We start from the raw sequence: 16,456 nt of genomic DNA, 5'->3' as shown, positions 1-16,456 counted from the left end.
GGCCTGGATGCTGGCCGCAATTGCTTCGGCGCTCGTCGCTGCCGCGGATCATTTGGGCTATCGCTTCAACGAAACCCCATCGGTTCCGGTTGGGGTTTGGCGGGTCCGGCCGGTCAATGGCCCGCTGGAGCGGGGCCAGATCGTCAGCGTGTGTCCGCCGCCAACCGGTGTCTTCCTGGAGGCGAAAGCACGGGGCTATTTGTCTGAGGGCTCTTGTCCTGGCGGGCTCGAGCCCATGTTGAAGCCCATTGCCGCGCTCGAGGGTGACGTCGTCGAACAGACAAGCGAGGGCTTGCGCTTAAACGGCCGGCTTCTGCCTCATTCGTTGGCTTCCTCTGCGGACAGCGAGGGGCGGCCCCTTCCGAAGCTTTGTGCGCGATCCCTCGTCATCAGCAAAGGTGAAGTCTTCCTCGTTTCCAGACACGAACGAAGTTTCGACAGCCGATACTTCGGGCCTCTGCCTCTTTCCGCTGTCAAAGGGGTGGCGACGCGGTTTTGGGCTGCCGCTCCCGAATTATAAAATATTGGAGAAATGTCGAAGGCCTACAGACCCGCGCGTTCTCCGCGAACGGCTTTATTTGCGCCTGTGGACGCGAACGCCTGGCACGTCACCATTCGTGAACTCGATCCCGGCCGCCTCGAAGGTTTGTTGAACCACGGTAAGCGTGGCTCTGATCGGTTCCGACTGTTCGGTTTCAAACCGCGTGATGGTCGTGACGCTCACGCCTGCCTTCTTTGCGAGGTCGCGAACGCCCCACCCCAAGGCCGCTCGGGCCATTCTGCACTGAGTCGCTGTTATCATGTGGAAACAGTAATAGCGCCAACAGCGGAGCGCAAAGATAGCTAGATACCAGTGCTGTAACCATGTTACAGTATCGTTACAGTGCTATAGTTCGCGTATGCGAGGCTCCTCGGATATCCACAATCGGAGCGGCCTTGGCTCGCGACGGTAACCGATTGGAGGCCTGTCTTGCAGCTCTCACGGCAGCAGCTCATTACCGCCAAGCGGTACCTGAAGGAAGCCTTCGAATTTGTCGCCGATGTCCAGGCTATTCTTCATAACAGCGGAGACAGCGGCACGGCTTCGCGCCTGGAAGCCATCGGCGATGCAATCCGAAACGAAATCGAGCAGCTGGACCACTTGATTGAAAGCAAGCCTTGATTGCGCAAGGGCAGGAAGTCTTCAGCGCGATATGCCGGACACCTTAATGGGAGCAGCCTAAGGCTGAAACATCTGGAACAGCGGCTTGCGCATGGCCTGAGCGAGCTTGACCATGGTGTCGATGCAGACATTGTGCATCGCGTTTTCCAGCTCGGAGATGTGGGCCTGGGCGATGCCTGTGACCGCGGCGAGCTCGCGCTGGCTAAGGCCCGCATCGATGCGAGATTTGCGCAAATTCCTCGCAAATATCTCCCGTTCCGGCTGGCTGTCTGGCGCCCTCTTCTTGGCGAGGACCGGTAACGCCCGCTTCCGCTTAGGCGGTTCGGCGGGGCTTGTTTCAGAGGACAGGCTCTTATCGGGCATTAGGGGCTCGGGCGTCGCGAAGGGCCAAGTGGCTTCTATCGTATGTGCACTATAGGCGGTCTTGCCTACGAGGCAAGAGCGGCCCCAGAAAATGGCTTTGATGGCACAAGGCGAGAGCGCCCCGCGAGACAGCTTATCAACATGCGATAGTGTTTGAACGATCTATGATGCGCCAAAGACACAGTGTGCAATGGCGTATGATCGCAAGTCGTTCATCGCCGATATGCAATAAAATTTGAGCCGTCCTTGCCGGGTATGGGGCATCGTGTTTGACGATGGCATCGAGATCCGAATTCAGTGCAGAGACATATAGCGATTTGAAAGCAAACATTATTAGATTAAATATTCTATATCTTGGAATCGTTACTCGAAAGATGGCGAAATACAGAGCGCTGTTTTATTAAAAACCTTAGCAATAAAGACCATGAATACGAAGAGCGCGAAGACGGCAGAACCACCACCGGGTTTTGCAAGTTTGTCGATCCAGATTTGATCGTCTATAAGCGAGCGCATCGTAACAAAGCCGATCCGAGCCGATGCGTTCATGGCCCCTTATCGTTCCGCTTCCGAACACGCTGTCCGCGTCGGCCAGAAGCTCGAACGCGAGCTTGGCGAACAGATTCTCGGCTGTCTTCGAGACGCGGAGGTCATCGAGATCATGCTGAACCCCGATGGTGTCCTTTGGGTCGAGCGTACTGGGCACCCCATGGCGCGCCTTGGCGAGATACCCCCGCATCAAGCCGAGGCCGCCATGGCAACCATCGCGGCGCTTCACAAGACCACCATCACGCGCGAGAACCCAATCCTTGAATGCGAGCTGCCGCTCGACGGCAGCCGCTTCGAAGGGCTGATCCCGCCCGTGGTGGCAGCCCCGAGCTTTTGTATCAGGAAACGCGCCACCCGCATCTTCACCCTCGACGATTATGTGCGCGCCGGGACCATGAGCCAGCGCCAGCGGGCCTTGATCCGGGCAGCAGCGCTCGGTCATCAGAACATCCTCATTGTTGGCGGCACCGGCTCTGGCAAGACGACGCTCGTCAACGCCGTCATCCATCTGATCGGCGCCGAACTTCCCGGCGAGCGTTTGCTGATCCTCGAGGACACGCCCGAGATCCAATGCGCCGCGCCCAATCACGTGTTCAAGCGCACCACCGAAACCATCGATTTGCGGCGGCTTCTCCGCTCGACCATGCGCTATCGGCCGGACCGGATTCTTGTCGGCGAAGTGAGGGGCGGCGAATGCCTCGATCTGTTGAAGGCCTGGAATACGGGTCATCCGGGCGGCGTCGCGACCGTTCACGCCAATAACGCCAAGGGTGGCCTCATCCGCCTCGAAAACCTCGTCGGCGAAGTCACCGCGGCCCCGATGCAAAAGACGATCGCAGCCGCCGTCGACCTCATCATTGTCATTGCGAAGACAGCCGCCACCAAATCCGGCCGCCAAGTGCAGGAGCTGCTGCGCGTCATCGATCACGATGGCAGCGATTACGTCACCGAAGCCGAGGAGTAAGCCATGCAACAAGCCCAACGCGATTTCACTGGATTTTGGAGCCTCGCGCTGACGGCGCTGCTCGTGCTCCTGATCGCCTTTCCCGAGCATGCGCTCGCGTCTTCGACCGGCAGCGGGCTCCAATGGGAAACGCCGCTGCAAAAGGTCCGCGACAGCATCACGGGCCCCGTCGCCTATGCCGTCTCGCTGATGGGCATCGTCGTGACGGGCGCCATCCTCGTCTTTGGCGGCGAGATCAACGAATTCGTGCGCCGCGTCATCATGCTCGTGCTCGTCGTCTCGCTCATGGTGTTTGCCACCGACCTCTTGAGCACGCTGTTCAGCGCCGGGGCCGTGATCTGATGGGCGAACTGAGACGGACCCCGCTCTATCGCGCCCTGCACCGGCCGAACCTGTTCCTCGGCGGCGAGCGCGAGCCCGTGATGATGACGGCGATCATCTGCGCTGGCCTCGCCGTCTCAAGCCTCAACCTTATCGCGATCATGATCGGCGCCGGCCTTTGGCTCGTCCTGATTGGCGCGTTCCGCACGATGGCGAAGGCCGACCCCTTCATGACGAGGATCTATCTGCGGCAACTCCGCTACGGCGCGTATTTTCCGGCGCGGTCCCGCGGCTCAAGGCTTGATTAGGGGGTCTCATGCTGCGCTTGAAACAGTTCCGCGATCGCGCCAAAGGCACCGCTGATCTCCTGAATTATGCGAGCCTCATCGGCGATGGCCTTGTGCTCTGCAAGGACGGTTCGCTTTTGGCCGGCTTCCTCTATCGCGGCCCCGACAGCCAAAGTGCAACGCCCGCCGAACTCAACTATGTGACAAGCCGCATCAATGCGAGCCTCGCGAGGCTCGGCAGCGGCTTTGCGCTCTGGATCGACGCCGTGCGGCTTCCAGCCGCCGCTTACCCGGAGACCGACGCCTCGCACTTTCCGGACCCGATCACGGCTGCCATCGATGCCGAGCGGCGCCGCCAATTCCTGAGCGAAGGCGCTCATTTCGAGACGGAATACGCGCTCCTCGTCGCCTATACGCCGCCGCTCCGCCGCACCACCAAGATCGCCGATCTCATTTATGACGACGATCCAAAAGCTGAGCCCGAAAGCCCCGGCGACCGTCAGATCAAGATCTTCGAGCGCGTGCTTCGCGATCTCGAAGACGGCCTGTCGGATATTTTGCGGTTACGACGCATGAAGGCCTACCGCGTGATGGATGAAAGCGGGCGCGCGCATCTGCAAGACGAACTCATCAACTATGTGAGCTTCGCGGTCACGGGGCATCTCAGCCCCCTCAATTTGCCGCCATGCCCGATGTATTGCGATGCCTGGCTCGGCGGGCAGGAGCTTTATGGCGGCGACACCCCGAAAATGGGCGAGCACTTCATCGCGGTGGTGGCGATCGAGGGCTTTCCCGCCGAATCCTATCCCAATATGCTGGCAAGGCTCGAGACGCTCGCGATTGCGTTTCGCTTTTCCTCGCGCTTCATCCCGCTCGATTCCCACGAAAGCCTCGGGCTGCTCCGCGCCTACCGGCGCAAATGGCGGCAATGGATGCGGGGGTTCTTTTCGCAAGTGTTCCGCACCGAAGGCGGCGTCGTGAATGAGGATGCCGCTCTGATGGCGGCGCAGGCCGAAGACGCCATCACCGATGCGAGTTCCAACCTCGTCGCCTTTGGCTATTACACGCCGGTCCTGATCTTGATGGGCGAGAACAGGGACACGCTTCTCGAGGAGGCGCGCCTTGTCGGCCGCGAGCTTCGGCGCGAAGGCTTTTCGAGCCGCGTCGAGACGGTGAATACGCTCGAGGCCTTTCTCGGGAGCCTGCCCGCCCATGCCGTCCCGAATGTGAGGCGGCCGCTCGTCCACAGTTTGAACCTCGCCGACCTCATGCCGGCAGCCTCCATTTGGCCGGGACTTCCCGTCTGTCCGAGCCCGCTCTTCCCGGCAGGCTCGCCGCCGCTCCTTTACGGCGCCACCACCGGCTCGACGCCGTTCCGGCTCAATCTGCATGTGGGCGATGTCGGCCATACGCTGATCTTCGGGCCGACAGGTGCTGGCAAATCGACGCTGCTCGCACTCATCGCCGCACAGTTCCGCCGCTACCGGCATGCCCGCATCACGGTGTTTGACAAGGGTCGTTCGCTGTTCGCGCTCGCTCATGCGGCTGGCGCGCAGCACTATGATCTGGCAGGCGATGCGGGAAGCCCGGGCCTGTGTCCGCTCGGCAAACTCGAGACGGCTTTAGATGTGGCGTTCGCCGAAGACTGGCTTGCCACCTGCTACGAGCTTCAACAGGGAAGCGCGCCGACACCGCGGCAGAAAGAAGAAATCCATCGCGCCGTGCGGCTAATGCGCGAAACCAAAAGCGGCGAGGGCCGAAGCCTCACCGACTTCATCGCCACCGTTCAGGACAAGGACATCCGGGCGGCGCTTGGCACCTATACGATCGAAGGCGTGCTCGGCCATCTTCTCGATGCCAGGGCCGACGGCATCGAGCCGGCCTCATTCACGGTCTTCGAGATCGAGGAACTGATGGCGCTCGGCGAGAAGAACCTGATCCCGGTGCTTCTTTATCTGTTTCGCCATTTCGAGCGCTCGCTCACAGGCGCGCCCGCCCTTCTCCTTCTCGATGAGGCGTGGGTGATGCTCGGCCACCCCGTGTTCCGGGAAAAGATCCGCGAATGGCTGAAAGTGCTGCGCAAGGCCAATTGCGCCGTCGTGCTTGCGACCCAGAGCCTTTCGGACGCGGCACGCTCCGGCATCCTCGATGTGCTTCTCGAATCCTGCCCGACCAGGATCCTTTTGCCGAACGAGGAAGCCGATAAGGGTGGCTCCGGCGCGATGCCCGGTCCCCTCGATTTTTACCGGCTGATCGGTCTGAACGAGACCGAGATCGCGCTCCTGAAGGGGGCGGTCAAGAAACGCCACTACTACTACACGAGCCCGGAAGGCCGCAGGCTGTTCGAGCTCGGACTTGGTCCCGTGGCCCTTGCCTTTACCGCCGTCTCATCGCGCGAGGATGTGGCCCGCGTGCGCGCGCTCATCGAGGCCCACGGACAAGAGTGGCCGCGAGCCTGGCTCGCCGAGCGGGGCCTCGATCCCAACGACATTCTCGGACCAGCGGAGGAGGGGCTCAATGAAAAGACGCCTTAAAGTGGCGGCGCTTGCGCTTGTAGCAATCGCTTGTGTCTCAGTCGTGAGCGTCCGGCAAAGCCGGGCCCAGGCCGTCTATTGCACCAATTGCGCCAGCGAAATCACGCAGCTCTTGAATCTGGCCCGGCTCGTCGATCAGCTCGGTACGCAAGGCAGTATCCTTCAGACGAACACCAACCAGTTCCAGACCATGACGGTGAACACGACGCCTTGGCCCTCGCTCGAATGGGGGAATGGAGCGGCGAACATCCAATCCGTCAACACGGCGCTGGCAAGCGCCAATTCGCTGTCCTTCGCCAAGACAGGGCTCGCGGCGCAGTTTGGCCAGCACTATGGCTCGTACGACAGCTACCTGACTTCGCCCGCGACGAGCGCAGCCTTTGCCGCCAAATATCAGCAATGGTCTACCAACGCCAATGCGAGCGTGCTCTCGACGCTTGAAGCGGGTTCCCTTCAGTCGGGCCAGATCGGCGGCGACGAGCTTGCGCTCATCAACCGCCTCAAGAGCCAGACCGGCGCGGTGCAAGGCAATCTCGAGGCGCTACAGACGCTTGCTCAAGTAGGGCTTCTCAATATCGAGCAGTTGCAGAAGCTGCGCCAACTCATCCTGGCGGACACGAGCCTCAAGGCGAACGCCATCCAGACTGAGGCCGATCAGAGTGCCTCCCAACAGGCGGCCTGGCGGACGTTCATCAAAACGCAAACGACGATCCCAACAAGCGGCGGAGCGCGATTTTGATGAGGCGGCTCCCGCCAAGAACGCCGCCGAGAGCATCTTGCTCTCCTCTCGGCTCATCGCCTGCGGCCCGAGCGGGGTGCGCGCTGATCGGCCTTGCCGTTGGCGTGCTTGTTCTCAGCATCATTTCGGCAAGCCCGGCCGCGGCCGCGGAGCCTACGACCAACGCGCTCGATGGGATCGTGCGGCTCTACCAGCAAAACGCGCAGAAATGGGAAACGACGCTTGCGACTTACGCGCAAACACTGTTCTGGCTGCTCGCCGCCATCGAGATGTCCTATGCCGCCATCCGGCTTGCCTTTCGCGGCGCCGATGTCAGCGAATGGATGGCCGAACTCGTCAATCAGATCCTGTTCATCGGCTTTTTTCTGGCGCTACTTGTCAATTCGAGCGCCTGGGCGGCGGCGATCGTCAACAGCTTCAGGACCGCCGCCAACGAGGCCGTGCAGGCCTCGGGCGGCACGAGCCTGATCGCGCCATCGGACATTTTTGCGATCGGGCTCAGCATGGCCAACAAGGTACTCGATCAGTCGAGCATCTGGAGCCCCGGCGCGAGCGTGGGTCTCCTCATTTTCGCGCTCGTGCTCCTTATCTGCTTCGCTCTCATCGCCGCCTTTCTGGTACTGGCGCTCGTCGAATCCTACGTCGTGATCTCGGCCGGCATCCTGTTCATGGGCTTCGGCGGATCGCGCTGGACCAAGGATTACGCGCTCAAAATGATCATCTACGCGCTGAGCGTCGGCGCGAAGCTGTTCGTGCTGCAGCTCCTGATCGGGCTCGGCCAGCAAATCTTCAACGCGCTGATCCAGAATTTCGAGGCGAACACGTCTGATCTTCTCGTCTCGGTCGGCTCGGCCATCGTCATGCTGGCGCTCACCAAAATCATTCCCGACATGATCCAGGGCCTCATCAATGGCACGCAAATAAGCGGCGGCGGCGCACTCGCCGGTGTTGCCGCGGGCGCTGCCGGTGTTGGCTGGGGCGCGTTCAAGGGCGGCATTGGCGCTGCCATGGTGGCGGCCCGAAGCTCGGCGCTTGCGAGCGAGCAAATGCAAGATGCGCGCATGTCGGGCAGCTTCGGACCAGGGCGAGTGGTTCGCATGGCCGGCAATACCGCCATGGCCGCCGGCGATACGCTTGGCATGCGCCTTAGCGGGCGCATCCATTACGGCACCTGGGCGGGGCAGATGGCCGAGGCCTTGAAAGAACGAACCGTCGACCGGCAGGCCGCAAGAACCGCGAGCGAGCCCTCCCAGCCGCAAGGATCGGTCACGGGCGCGGGCCAACCGGCACAGCCGAGCCAAGCTGCGCAGCAAAGTCAGGCCGCACCGCCAAGCCAAGGCAACCCGCCGAAGAAGCCTTAAGCCGCGATCCAGGAGCAGAAATGCGCGGTTATCAACATTGTCTATGTACCATCGAGAGGGATCATGAGCAGCCATCAGGACGGGAAGCTTGGTTCTTCCCGTGAGGAAGGGACCAATCCCTATCTCAATGCGCGCCGCGAATGGAACGAGCGCTACGGCGATTACATCGCGCAAGCCCGGAACTGGCGGCTTGCCGCCATTTTGGCCCTGTTCGTAGCGCTGATCACGGGCGCAGGCCTCGTCTACGTCGCAAGCCAAAGCCAGATCGTTCCCTATGTGGTACGCGTCGACAAGCTCGGCTCCGCCGCCGCCGTCGATCGCGCCGACCGGCTCGTCAAGCCGGACCACCAGCTCATCGTCGCGAGCCTTGCGCGCTTCATCGCCAACATAAGAAGCGTCTACACCGACGCGGGCGCCGAGCGCGCGCTCCTGAAAGAAGCCTATGCCATGATCAACGAGCGGGGCGACGCCTATGCGCGGCTGAACGACCACATGCGCGCCCACGATCCGTTCGAGCGCGCCAAGACCGAAACCGTCATGGTGGAGGTCGAAAGCGTTCTGCCGCTGTCCGCCGACAGTTGGCGCATCGAGTGGCGCGAAGAAACCCGAACCCGCGACGGCTCAAAGCCTCAAACCCAGCATTGGCAGGCCACGATCGCCATCACGCTGAACCCGCCATCGGACGAGGCCACCATTCGCCTTAACCCGCTTGGCATTTACATCAACAGCTACAGCTGGTCGCAACGGCTTTGAGCGGAGGGGAGACTTTGTCATGCGCGCAGTGATTTTATATGTACTATCATCCTTGCTTTCTGGCGCGGCGCTGGCGCAAGCGCCTCAGAGCTTTCCCGAAGGACCACCGCCGCGCGTGCCGCTGTTGGCCGGGCCGCAGCCGCCTCTGGCGCCCAAGGAGCAAAAGGGCGTGGCCTATGGCAAGGAATGGGCCGGCAACCGTGCGGGGCCGGCGCGAGGCGACGAGGGTGCAACCGTGTTCGTGTTCGGCTCGACGCTTCCCACCATCGTGTGCGCGCCGTTTTACGTCTGCGATCTTGCTCTGCAGGAAGGCGAAAGCGTCAATGATCTGAATGTCGGCGACAGCGTGCGCTGGAAGATTACGCCGGCGACGCAAGGGGCGGGCGAGGCCATCATCACCCATGTGATCATCAAGCCGACCGATGTGGGGCTCATCACCAATCTCGTCATCACCACCAATCGGCGCACCTACATCATCAAGCTTGTGAGCCGCTCGCAAGACTGGATGCCGCGCGTTTCTTTCGACTATCCCGATGACGCCAGCAGCCAGTGGAAGGCGTACCGCACCAAGGTCGAGCAGACCCGCGAAATGCGCGCGGCGGCGGCCGTGGCGCCCGCGCCCGGCAAACTCGATTTTGAGTTCGCTGTTTCGGGCGACGCGCCCTGGAAGCCGACGCATGTCTATACCGACGGCGTCAAGACCTACATTCTGTTTCCGGCCGAAGTCGGCTCGAGCGAGCTTCCAGCCCTTGTCGAGATCGCCGAAGACGCGAGCTTCCTTGGCCTCGATAGCCTCTTCAACGGGCCCGTGACGCGGCTTGTGAACTATCGCTTCGTCGAGCACCGCTTCGAAGTCGACAAGGTCCTGACCCTGGCGCGGCTCACCTCGGGCGTGGGCAGCAGCGCGAGCAGTGTCACCATCACCCGCACGCGGAGGGATTGATCATGCAAACACTCTCGGCTGCGCTCTTTGAACCAGGCGAATGCGCCGGCAGCACCGCAGTTTTCAGCAGCAGCTCCACGCTTCGAGAGGTCAGACGGTGAACGAAACCCCTTCCTCCCCCGATCTCCTGGGCGGGTCGCCTTCGCGCGGCGCAGGCGTTCGGCGCTTGAACCGCGTTCCGCTCATGATCGCCATGGCGATCCTGGCGCTCATCATGGCAACCATCGCCTACACCTATCATTTGCGCCTGCAAGCCTCAAAACGAGGCGCCGAAATGGGCCGGCAGACGCAAGCTCCGATCGGCATTCTGGCGAACGCGCCCGACGCGGGCTACATTCCGCCCAAAGCGCCCGAGACCATCCCGGTGCTGCCGCAACCGGTTTCGCTCCAACCCGCGGCGCCGCCTCTCCCCGACGTGCCAGATCCCAATCGTCTTGCCTGGGAGAGCTATTACAAGCGCCTCGAACATTTGCGCGAGGCCCGCGAGAAGCTCGCGCTGACAGCGCTCGGCGCCGGCTCCGAAATCCAGGCCAATCTTCCAAGACGAACCGCTTTCTCGACAAGCGAGGCAGCGCCCGCGCCGCTTTCGGCCTCGGAGCAGTTCACGAGACTGGCGGCGGACCGACTTTCGCAGCTCGGCGGCGATGCCGAACGCGATCGCGACCTCAACAGGCAGCGTGACAAGCGCGCCTTCCTCGCCGACCAGGACCCGAAAACAGCCGACCAGAACACGCTCAAGGCGCGGCGCGAAGCGCCGCGCTCACCCTACGAAGTGCGCGCCGGCACGGTGATCCCCGCTATCATGATCGGCGGGGTGAATTCCGATCTGCCGGGCCAGCTTCTGGCCCAGGTTTCAGAGAACGTCTACGACACCGCCACGGGGCGCTTCATTGTCATCCCGCAAGGATCAAAGCTCGTTGGCACCTATGATTCCGGCATTACCACCGGTCAGGAGCGGGTGCTCGTCGCCTGGACGCGGATCATCTATCCCGACGCCTCCTCGCTCGATCTTGGCCGGATGCCCGGCGCCGACGAAGGCGGCTATGCGGGCTTTAACGATCAGGTCAACAATCATGTCTGGAAGATCTGGAGCAACGCCATCCTGCTCTCGGCCTTCTCGGCCGGCATTCAGCTCAGCCAGGGCAATGGCAACAACCAGACGAGCGGCGGGCTCAACGCGACGCAGACCATCGCGGCGTCCACCGGCCAGCAATTGGGCCAGCTCGGCATGGAAATGGCGAGGCGCAATCTGCAAATCCAGCCGACGCTCGAGGTGAGGCCCGGCTACCGCTTCGTGGTGCAGGTGACGAAGGATCTGATCCTTCGGCCCTGGGTCCCAGGCGACAAGGCGACGGCGTTTTTCGGCGGGTATCCCTATCGCGACGGAGTACAGCGATGAGGCCATCGGAACCCACGAAGGGAGATGGCCATGGACGTCACCCTTGATCCATCCGCCTGGGGACTTCTGATCCTGACGGGCGGCGTTGTCGGGCTCTGCTTCGGGCTGCTCGGCCAGGCCGGTGGCCTTGCCCTCGCTCCGGCCCTTCTGATTGTGCTTCCCCTTTGCGGCGTGACCGCCGAGGCGGCGCCGCGGCTCGCAGTGACGACCGCCCTGGCGATCTTGATCCCGGTGACGATCGGCCAAGCGGAGGGCAGGCTGTCCTGGAAAGCGATCGATTGGGACTTCATCCTCCTGCTTGCGCCAGGCGCGGCCGTTGGCGCGGTGATCGCCGCGATGGTCGCGGATAATTTGGACGGCCGGATCGTTGCGCTTTTTCTCGGTTCAGGATCCATCCTTCTGGCCCTTCGCCTCTCGAGGCGTGCGGGCGGCGGCGATAGGGACCATGTCGAGCCGCGCAATCCTTCGCTCCTTGCCCTGACGCTGAAAACGGTCGTGGGCGGAGCCTTCGCCGCCCTTACCGGTGTGAGCGCGGGCTTGATTTTGGCGCGCTGGCTCGCCAAGGCCCTTCCTTCCGCACAGGCAGCCGCCACCGCGAGCGCCTTGACCTTGCCCTTTGCGTTCACCGCCTCGGTCGGCGCTCTCTTGGCCCCGGCGCCCCTGACCTGCGGGCCGGCCTGCGCCGGCGTCCTCTTCCTGCCAGCGCTGGCCGCAATTGGCATGAGTGCCGTTCTCATCGCGCCGCTTGCGCTGCGGCTCAGACCCTTCTTGCCGTCGGCCCCGGCGAGCCGCTCGCTCGCGGTCTTCGCCATAGCACTTCTGTGCACAGTCGGCCTTCGCCCCCAGAGCCTTGGCAGCCTTTTGGCAGAGACTCGAGAAAGCGCTCTCGACCTTGTGCTGGGTTCGCTTTGCGAGCCACAGCCCGCTCCCGCCGTGCCAATCTTCGATCGTAAAACCTTGGCCCTTGCACCCATCAGCGAGGCCCGATGACGCCTTTTGACTGGGTCCTGCTCGCCGCCGTCGGCTGCGTCTCCGGTCTCTCCGCGGGACTGCTGGGCATCGGCGGCGGCCTCGTCGTGGTGCCGAGCCTCATCTACGGTTTGCCGCTCCTAGGTATCTCCGGGCCGGACGTGCCGAGAATCGCCACCGCCACTTCGCTGGCGCTCGTCATTCCAACCGCGCTTGCAAGCGCCCAGGCCCATGCGGCGAAGGGCGCGGTCTGTCTCAGATGCGCGGCCCTCCTGGCGCCTGCGCTTATCACGGGCTCCTTTCTGGCGACCACGCTCGCGCCCTTTCTCGATGCGCGCATGATCGTCGCCGTCTTCGTTCTCTATGCGATCGTGTTTACGTGGGGAGTCCTGAGGCCCGAAAGGGCGAAGGAAGCTGCCGTCTCGGACAGGCTTGGCTTTGAACGCCTGACGGAAACCGCGCTGAAAAGCGTGAGCGGCGGGGCGCTTGCGGCACTCCTTGGGTTTGGCGGCGCCTTCTTCTGCGTCCCGATCCTGTCGCGCTTCGTGTCCATGAAGAAGGCGATCGGAACGGCGTCCGCGCTCGGTCTGCCGCTCGCTGGGGCGGGAGTTGCGGGCTATCTTCTGGCGCCTTCGCCCGAGGGCTGTTCCGGCGCCTGTGCAGGCGCCATTTTCATGCCGGCCGTCGGCGCAATCGGGGTCGCAAGCGTTCTGACCGCGCCCGTTGGCGCGAGGCTCGCGCATAGCCTGCCGGTTGTGCTTCTGAAACGCGTCTTCGCCGTGCTCCTGCTTCTCACCGCCGCGTCTCTCACGCTCAAAATCATGCCCGCGATCCCGCGTCCCACGCCTTATCTAAAAGCTGCCTTGCTTCGTCTCGCTGAGCCTGTCTGCCGTGACCGGGTCGGAGCGAAGCCCAGCCTTCGAGGGCGCTCCAGTCCTTGATTCGGGAGGATCACGACGAAGGATCAGGGGCCGCGCCTCATTCTCCGGGGCGCACCTCGTTTGCGCAATCCTCGCCAAACATTTCGCGGGACAGCACACGCTGACCTGTCTCCGAAAGCGAGTGCCAAAGCCGTGGCCGCTTGCGCCAATGGTCGACCAACTCGCAATCGAGAGCCTTCAAGCCGTCCGGCTCGTTGTCTTCGCCTTCATCCGAGCGCCCTCCAGGCGCCGGGATCTCGGCGTTCAATTTCAGACGGACGCCTGGCCCACCGCCGCTATCGGCGAAAATGAATTCCAGTCCAGCGTCCTCGTAGACGCGCTGCACTGTTTGCAGCGTTGCGCTCTGCGCCGGAAGACCGGCCTCGATGCGTTGGGCGGTATTGACGTGAATGCGAGCCCTCTCGGCCAGCTCACGAATGGTCCAGCCTAGAGCCGCGCGCGCCATCTTCAATTGTATCGTTGACACCTTCATTGTATCATATATACATTCATAGCCATAAGCATTGTGACGCTAACACATTGGCGAGCGTGGGGGTATGCCCATGAAGCTTACTGTTGCGGACCTCAAAAGTCTCAAGGCTTTGCTGCGATATGCGCGCGAACTGATCGACGACGCGGCGAACACCTCCCGAGCGGCAGACGATACCGCGCGTCACATTAGGCTTCGAAGCCTGTCCCGCCAAGTCGACGATGAACTCGACAGCCTCGCTCAGTCTCTTGCAGCCGCGGAACGTGCCGCCAAATCATGATCGCGACGCCATAGTCAACCGAACAGCGACTCTCTAAAGCTGCCTCTTGGGCAAAGGAGGCGCGGGATAACGGCCGGCAATCAGGTTCCAATACGCCCAGGATCGAGTATCGATGATCCCAGGCGGCGCCCGATCGAGCGCCTCGACCAAATCTTCCAGCGGGACATATCGGCGAAGCACCTGCATGTCCTCATGGGTGGCGCGCGCCATGGCATAAGCCATGAAACGAACGGGATCGGAAAGCGCAGCAGACGGCGGCTCAAACCAGATGATCCGCCTTGCGATCCTCGAAGTTTCTGGCGTCAAGGGTATCTCTCTCACCGCTTTCGTCCCGAATCGAGCTTCTTACCGGTCAGATGGGGCAATTTTGAAAGATCAACACCGCGGACGGCGTCTACAAGTTGCTTCTTTATGCGCTGCGAGAGCCCCTGCAAATTGCCTTCATCGAAGAACACAAGCGCCTTGAGGGTATTTTGCGGATTGAACTGCGCGCCATAGATCGCCTTTGCACTCGCCAAAGCGAGCGGAAGATCGATGCTGCCCTCTGACAAAATCGCGGCAACATCGATGTAATCCTTTGCCTCGGCCCTTCTTTGAACCACGGCAGCCTTGGTTCCTGCGAGGTCCAGCAGCGATGCGACTCTTAATCCGGTCACAGGCGCTTTGCTCGTTTCGCCAACTCGCCGCAAACGAGGCACTCCAAAAAAGGAGAGCTTTACAGGACCGCGCCTTCGCACAGTGACAGTCAACGTGTTGACTTCGCTTTGAATAACACTGGCATTCTTGAGATAGGGAACCTGTTCAAGAAGCTTGGCGGGATCAAGCGGTTCTGAACTGAAAAAATCAAAATCCACAGACTTTCGATGGCCAATCCGCAAGGCAAGAGCGGTACCGCCATAAAGGATGAAGTCTGCCGGGGTATCGCCGAGTTCGTCCCAAAGGCGCCGCTGCGAGGCGGGCAGGATATCGAGCCTCGGATCGAATATCTGTGTCATTGAGCCAAGATAATGGGAGCCGTTGGCAGAAGGCAAAGCCAAAACACCGACAAACCACAGCGCGGGACAAACCGACCTCTGCGCTGTGCCCGCGCCAGCGGCCTTGAAGGCAGGTTAGCATTCAGCCTTATCCATCGACGGAACCGCATCAAAAAAGTTGCGCGCTGTTCGTCGAGATGGGTCGAAACCGGAAATCGCGGTCCCAAACCATCGTGGCGGCTTCACCCTCAGATACAGAAATCGATGTGAATGCCACCGCGGGGGGCTAGGCTGTGCCTCGGCGATTGCAAAAAGCAGGACAGCTGATACACAATCCGTGCACGGGCAATGGAGTTGAGGGTGTATTATGAAAGACGTTTTTATCGCATATGCTCGACCTGAAAGGCCTATTGCAGAGGCGTTAGCCAAAATCATTAATGATCGTGGGCATTCGACCTGGTGGGACACTGACCTACTGGCGGGCGAGGATTTTAACAGGGTTATTCAGGACCGTCTAAATGAAGCAAGAGCCGTTATCGTTATCTGGTCCGATTTATCGGTAAAAAGCGATTGGGTGCTAGCCGAAGCTGGTTACGCCGCGAGATTAAAAAAGCTGATACCGATTATAGTAGGCTCACTGAACCCCAAGGATTTGCCGATACCATTTAACGTATATCAAACTCACATATTTAACCAAACCGACAAGACCTCAGTTGAGGCACTACTAAGGTCGTTATCTCTACTGATTCGTCGACGAGTGGATGCGGAAGACGCCGTTCCATCAGCGGAAATCCCGCCTGCCGAACAGCCTCGACCTGGGCAAAAGGAAATTAGTGAAGAGCTTGAAAAGCCTTGGGTTTTTGTTTCGCACGTCGATGTGGACAAGCCTAGGATACGACCATTTGTCGAAAAGATGTTAGAGAGCGAATTGACTGTTTTCATCGATAAGCCCGCAAAGCTCGGTCTCTCAAAGAAGTGGGTTGGATCACCAAACCTCAAATATATTAGGTTCTTTGATAATTATAGGATGGCCATTAGCCGGGCTCTTGATCGCTCAGGATGCGTTCTGGTCTTCTGGAGCAAGGAATCTGTTCAAACTGAGCGACAAATTTTCTGGGACGAAATCGAGTTTGGAAGTGTTAACGGTTTCCTTGTCTCGACAATGATTGACGATGTTATTTCTGGAGCAAGCAAGATCCCAAAAGGGTTTGGGTTCTCTCAGGCGAATATCGCAGATTTAACATCTAACGAAGCGCTAGATAATGATTTCGAATGGGTAATTGCTGACATACGTGAATTACTCCAGGGTTACCGCTCGAATTTTCATCTGCCGGGAAAGAAAGACTAGTTAGGGCAAGAGCGGCTGCTTTGCTGATGTCCCTCTGTAAATCCGACACCGATTTACAGTGTCCGCTTCATGGGCTTTAGCAGGCCATTCTCGTCCGGGAGCC

At 60.9% G+C, this 16,456-nt stretch carries 20 protein-coding genes; 14 read left to right on the top strand and 6 right to left on the bottom strand.

Annotated elements, in window-relative coordinates:
* The first annotated feature begins 7 nt into the window (after nt 1-7).
* Complete coding sequence (traF, locus tag RVAN_RS14140) at nt 8-520, top strand: conjugative transfer signal peptidase TraF (RefSeq protein ID WP_049779441.1); 513 nt, start codon at nt 8-10, stop codon at nt 518-520.
* A 54-nt stretch (nt 521-574) separates the two neighbouring features.
* Here the strand turns inward: traF and RVAN_RS14135 are convergent, their stop codons facing one another.
* The gene (locus tag RVAN_RS14135; protein WP_013420388.1) at nt 575-778 is read right to left on the bottom strand and encodes a helix-turn-helix domain-containing protein; all 204 of its coding nucleotides are present in this window, start codon (nt 776-778) and stop codon (nt 575-577) included.
* A gap of 192 nt (nt 779-970) precedes the next feature.
* Between RVAN_RS14135 and RVAN_RS20300 the strand changes: the two genes are divergently transcribed.
* The gene (locus tag RVAN_RS20300; RefSeq protein ID WP_013420387.1) at nt 971-1,162 is read left to right on the top strand and encodes a hypothetical protein; all 192 of its coding nucleotides are present in this window, start codon (nt 971-973) and stop codon (nt 1,160-1,162) included.
* Nucleotides 1,163-1,219: 57 nt separating this feature from the next.
* Here RVAN_RS20300 and RVAN_RS14130 read toward each other — a convergent pair whose 3' ends face one another.
* Both RVAN_RS14130 and RVAN_RS14125 read right to left on the bottom strand, forming a co-directional pair.
* Nucleotides 1,220-1,525, bottom strand: a complete 306-nt coding sequence (locus RVAN_RS14130) for a helix-turn-helix domain-containing protein (protein WP_013420386.1) — start codon at nt 1,523-1,525, stop codon at nt 1,220-1,222.
* Nucleotides 1,526-1,888: 363 nt separating this feature from the next.
* Nucleotides 1,889-2,071: a hypothetical protein gene (locus RVAN_RS14125; RefSeq protein ID WP_041787669.1), complete on the bottom strand. Its 183-nt coding sequence runs from the start codon at nt 2,069-2,071 to the stop codon at nt 1,889-1,891.
* Between RVAN_RS14125 and trbB the strand changes: the two genes are divergently transcribed.
* The 11 genes from trbB to RVAN_RS14070 all read left to right on the top strand — a co-directional run bounded on the left by trbB (nt 2,070) and on the right by RVAN_RS14070 (nt 13,282).
* A complete protein-coding gene (trbB, locus tag RVAN_RS14120) occupies nt 2,070-3,035 on the top strand; it encodes a P-type conjugative transfer ATPase TrbB (RefSeq protein WP_013420385.1) in 966 nt (321 codons plus the stop codon). The two genes, RVAN_RS14125 and trbB, sit on opposite strands and share 2 nt — an antisense overlap.
* Before the next feature lie 3 nt (nt 3,036-3,038).
* Entirely contained in the window at nt 3,039-3,377 is a 339-nt protein-coding gene (locus RVAN_RS14115; RefSeq protein ID WP_013420384.1) for a TrbC/VirB2 family protein, read from the top strand.
* Nucleotides 3,377-3,664, top strand: a complete 288-nt coding sequence (gene trbD, locus RVAN_RS14110) for a conjugal transfer protein TrbD (protein WP_013420383.1) — start codon at nt 3,377-3,379, stop codon at nt 3,662-3,664. The genes RVAN_RS14115 and trbD overlap by 1 nt, the downstream gene beginning before the upstream one ends.
* 8 nt (nt 3,665-3,672) lie before the next feature.
* The gene (locus RVAN_RS14105; protein ID WP_013420382.1) at nt 3,673-6,177 is read left to right on the top strand and encodes a transporter; all 2,505 of its coding nucleotides are present in this window, start codon (nt 3,673-3,675) and stop codon (nt 6,175-6,177) included.
* Nucleotides 6,161-6,916 (top strand): P-type conjugative transfer protein TrbJ, encoded by a 756-nt coding sequence (gene trbJ / locus RVAN_RS14100; RefSeq protein WP_013420381.1) that lies wholly within the window; start codon nt 6,161-6,163, stop codon nt 6,914-6,916. Before RVAN_RS14105 ends, trbJ begins: the two co-directional genes overlap by 17 nt.
* A gap of 104 nt (nt 6,917-7,020) precedes the next feature.
* A complete protein-coding gene (gene trbL, locus RVAN_RS14095) occupies nt 7,021-8,277 on the top strand; it encodes a P-type conjugative transfer protein TrbL (RefSeq protein WP_049779440.1) in 1,257 nt (418 codons plus the stop codon).
* 63 nt (nt 8,278-8,340) lie between these two features.
* Entirely contained in the window at nt 8,341-9,030 is a 690-nt protein-coding gene (gene trbF / locus RVAN_RS14090; RefSeq protein WP_013420379.1) for a conjugal transfer protein TrbF, read from the top strand.
* Between the two features lie 19 nt (nt 9,031-9,049).
* The gene (trbG, locus tag RVAN_RS14085; protein ID WP_013420378.1) at nt 9,050-9,973 is read left to right on the top strand and encodes a P-type conjugative transfer protein TrbG; all 924 of its coding nucleotides are present in this window, start codon (nt 9,050-9,052) and stop codon (nt 9,971-9,973) included.
* A gap of 97 nt (nt 9,974-10,070) precedes the next feature.
* Nucleotides 10,071-11,372: a TrbI/VirB10 family protein gene (locus RVAN_RS14080; protein WP_013420377.1), complete on the top strand. Its 1,302-nt coding sequence runs from the start codon at nt 10,071-10,073 to the stop codon at nt 11,370-11,372.
* 30 nt (nt 11,373-11,402) lie between these two features.
* A complete protein-coding gene (locus tag RVAN_RS14075; RefSeq protein ID WP_013420376.1) occupies nt 11,403-12,362 on the top strand; it encodes a sulfite exporter TauE/SafE family protein in 960 nt (319 codons plus the stop codon).
* Complete coding sequence (locus RVAN_RS14070; protein ID WP_013420375.1) at nt 12,359-13,282, top strand: sulfite exporter TauE/SafE family protein; 924 nt, start codon at nt 12,359-12,361, stop codon at nt 13,280-13,282. The genes RVAN_RS14075 and RVAN_RS14070 overlap by 4 nt, the downstream gene beginning before the upstream one ends.
* A gap of 37 nt (nt 13,283-13,319) precedes the next feature.
* Here RVAN_RS14070 and RVAN_RS19745 read toward each other — a convergent pair whose 3' ends face one another.
* The 3 genes from RVAN_RS19745 to RVAN_RS14050 form a co-directional block, all read right to left on the bottom strand.
* Entirely contained in the window at nt 13,320-13,754 is a 435-nt protein-coding gene (locus tag RVAN_RS19745; RefSeq protein WP_013420374.1) for a helix-turn-helix domain-containing protein, read from the bottom strand.
* Between the two features lie 310 nt (nt 13,755-14,064).
* On the bottom strand, nt 14,065-14,337 hold the full coding sequence (locus tag RVAN_RS14055) for a hypothetical protein (RefSeq protein ID WP_013420373.1): 273 nt from the start codon (nt 14,335-14,337) through the stop codon (nt 14,065-14,067).
* A gap of 11 nt (nt 14,338-14,348) precedes the next feature.
* Nucleotides 14,349-15,026: a nucleotidyl transferase AbiEii/AbiGii toxin family protein gene (locus RVAN_RS14050; RefSeq protein WP_013420372.1), complete on the bottom strand. Its 678-nt coding sequence runs from the start codon at nt 15,024-15,026 to the stop codon at nt 14,349-14,351.
* 346 nt (nt 15,027-15,372) lie between these two features.
* Between RVAN_RS14050 and RVAN_RS14045 the strand changes: the two genes are divergently transcribed.
* A complete protein-coding gene (locus RVAN_RS14045) occupies nt 15,373-16,353 on the top strand; it encodes a toll/interleukin-1 receptor domain-containing protein (RefSeq protein WP_013420371.1) in 981 nt (326 codons plus the stop codon).
* Nucleotides 16,354-16,456: the final 103 nt, after the last annotated feature.

It is taken from the genome of Rhodomicrobium vannielii ATCC 17100, assembly GCF_000166055.1.
GTDB classification, from domain to species: Bacteria; Pseudomonadota; Alphaproteobacteria; order Rhizobiales; family Rhodomicrobiaceae; genus Rhodomicrobium; species Rhodomicrobium vannielii.
This window is presented reverse-complemented; position numbering and strand designations above follow the sequence as displayed.

Excerpts from the sequence above, each read along its gene's own strand:
- traF (WP_049779441.1), top strand. The coding sequence starts at position 8 with ATGCTGGCCGCAATTGCTTCGGCGCTCGTCGCTGCCGCGGATCATTTG.
- RVAN_RS14135 (WP_013420388.1), bottom strand. The coding sequence starts at position 778 with ATGGCCCGAGCGGCCTTGGGGTGGGGCGTTCGCGACCTCGCAAAGAAG.
- RVAN_RS14130 (WP_013420386.1), bottom strand. The coding sequence starts at position 1,525 with ATGCCCGATAAGAGCCTGTCCTCTGAAACAAGCCCCGCCGAACCGCCT.
- trbB (WP_013420385.1), top strand. The coding sequence starts at position 2,070 with ATGGCCCCTTATCGTTCCGCTTCCGAACACGCTGTCCGCGTCGGCCAG.
- RVAN_RS14125 (WP_041787669.1), bottom strand. The coding sequence starts at position 2,071 with ATGAACGCATCGGCTCGGATCGGCTTTGTTACGATGCGCTCGCTTATA.
- RVAN_RS14115 (WP_013420384.1), top strand. The coding sequence starts at position 3,039 with ATGCAACAAGCCCAACGCGATTTCACTGGATTTTGGAGCCTCGCGCTG.
- trbD (WP_013420383.1), top strand. The coding sequence starts at position 3,377 with ATGGGCGAACTGAGACGGACCCCGCTCTATCGCGCCCTGCACCGGCCG.
- RVAN_RS14105 (WP_013420382.1), top strand. The coding sequence starts at position 3,673 with ATGCTGCGCTTGAAACAGTTCCGCGATCGCGCCAAAGGCACCGCTGAT.
- trbJ (WP_013420381.1), top strand. The coding sequence starts at position 6,161 with ATGAAAAGACGCCTTAAAGTGGCGGCGCTTGCGCTTGTAGCAATCGCT.
- trbF (WP_013420379.1), top strand. The coding sequence starts at position 8,341 with ATGAGCAGCCATCAGGACGGGAAGCTTGGTTCTTCCCGTGAGGAAGGG.
- trbG (WP_013420378.1), top strand. The coding sequence starts at position 9,050 with ATGCGCGCAGTGATTTTATATGTACTATCATCCTTGCTTTCTGGCGCG.
- RVAN_RS14075 (WP_013420376.1), top strand. The coding sequence starts at position 11,403 with ATGGACGTCACCCTTGATCCATCCGCCTGGGGACTTCTGATCCTGACG.
- RVAN_RS14070 (WP_013420375.1), top strand. The coding sequence starts at position 12,359 with ATGACGCCTTTTGACTGGGTCCTGCTCGCCGCCGTCGGCTGCGTCTCC.
- RVAN_RS19745 (WP_013420374.1), bottom strand. The coding sequence starts at position 13,754 with ATGAAGGTGTCAACGATACAATTGAAGATGGCGCGCGCGGCTCTAGGC.
- RVAN_RS14050 (WP_013420372.1), bottom strand. The coding sequence starts at position 15,026 with ATGACACAGATATTCGATCCGAGGCTCGATATCCTGCCCGCCTCGCAG.
- RVAN_RS14045 (WP_013420371.1), top strand. The coding sequence starts at position 15,373 with ATGAAAGACGTTTTTATCGCATATGCTCGACCTGAAAGGCCTATTGCA.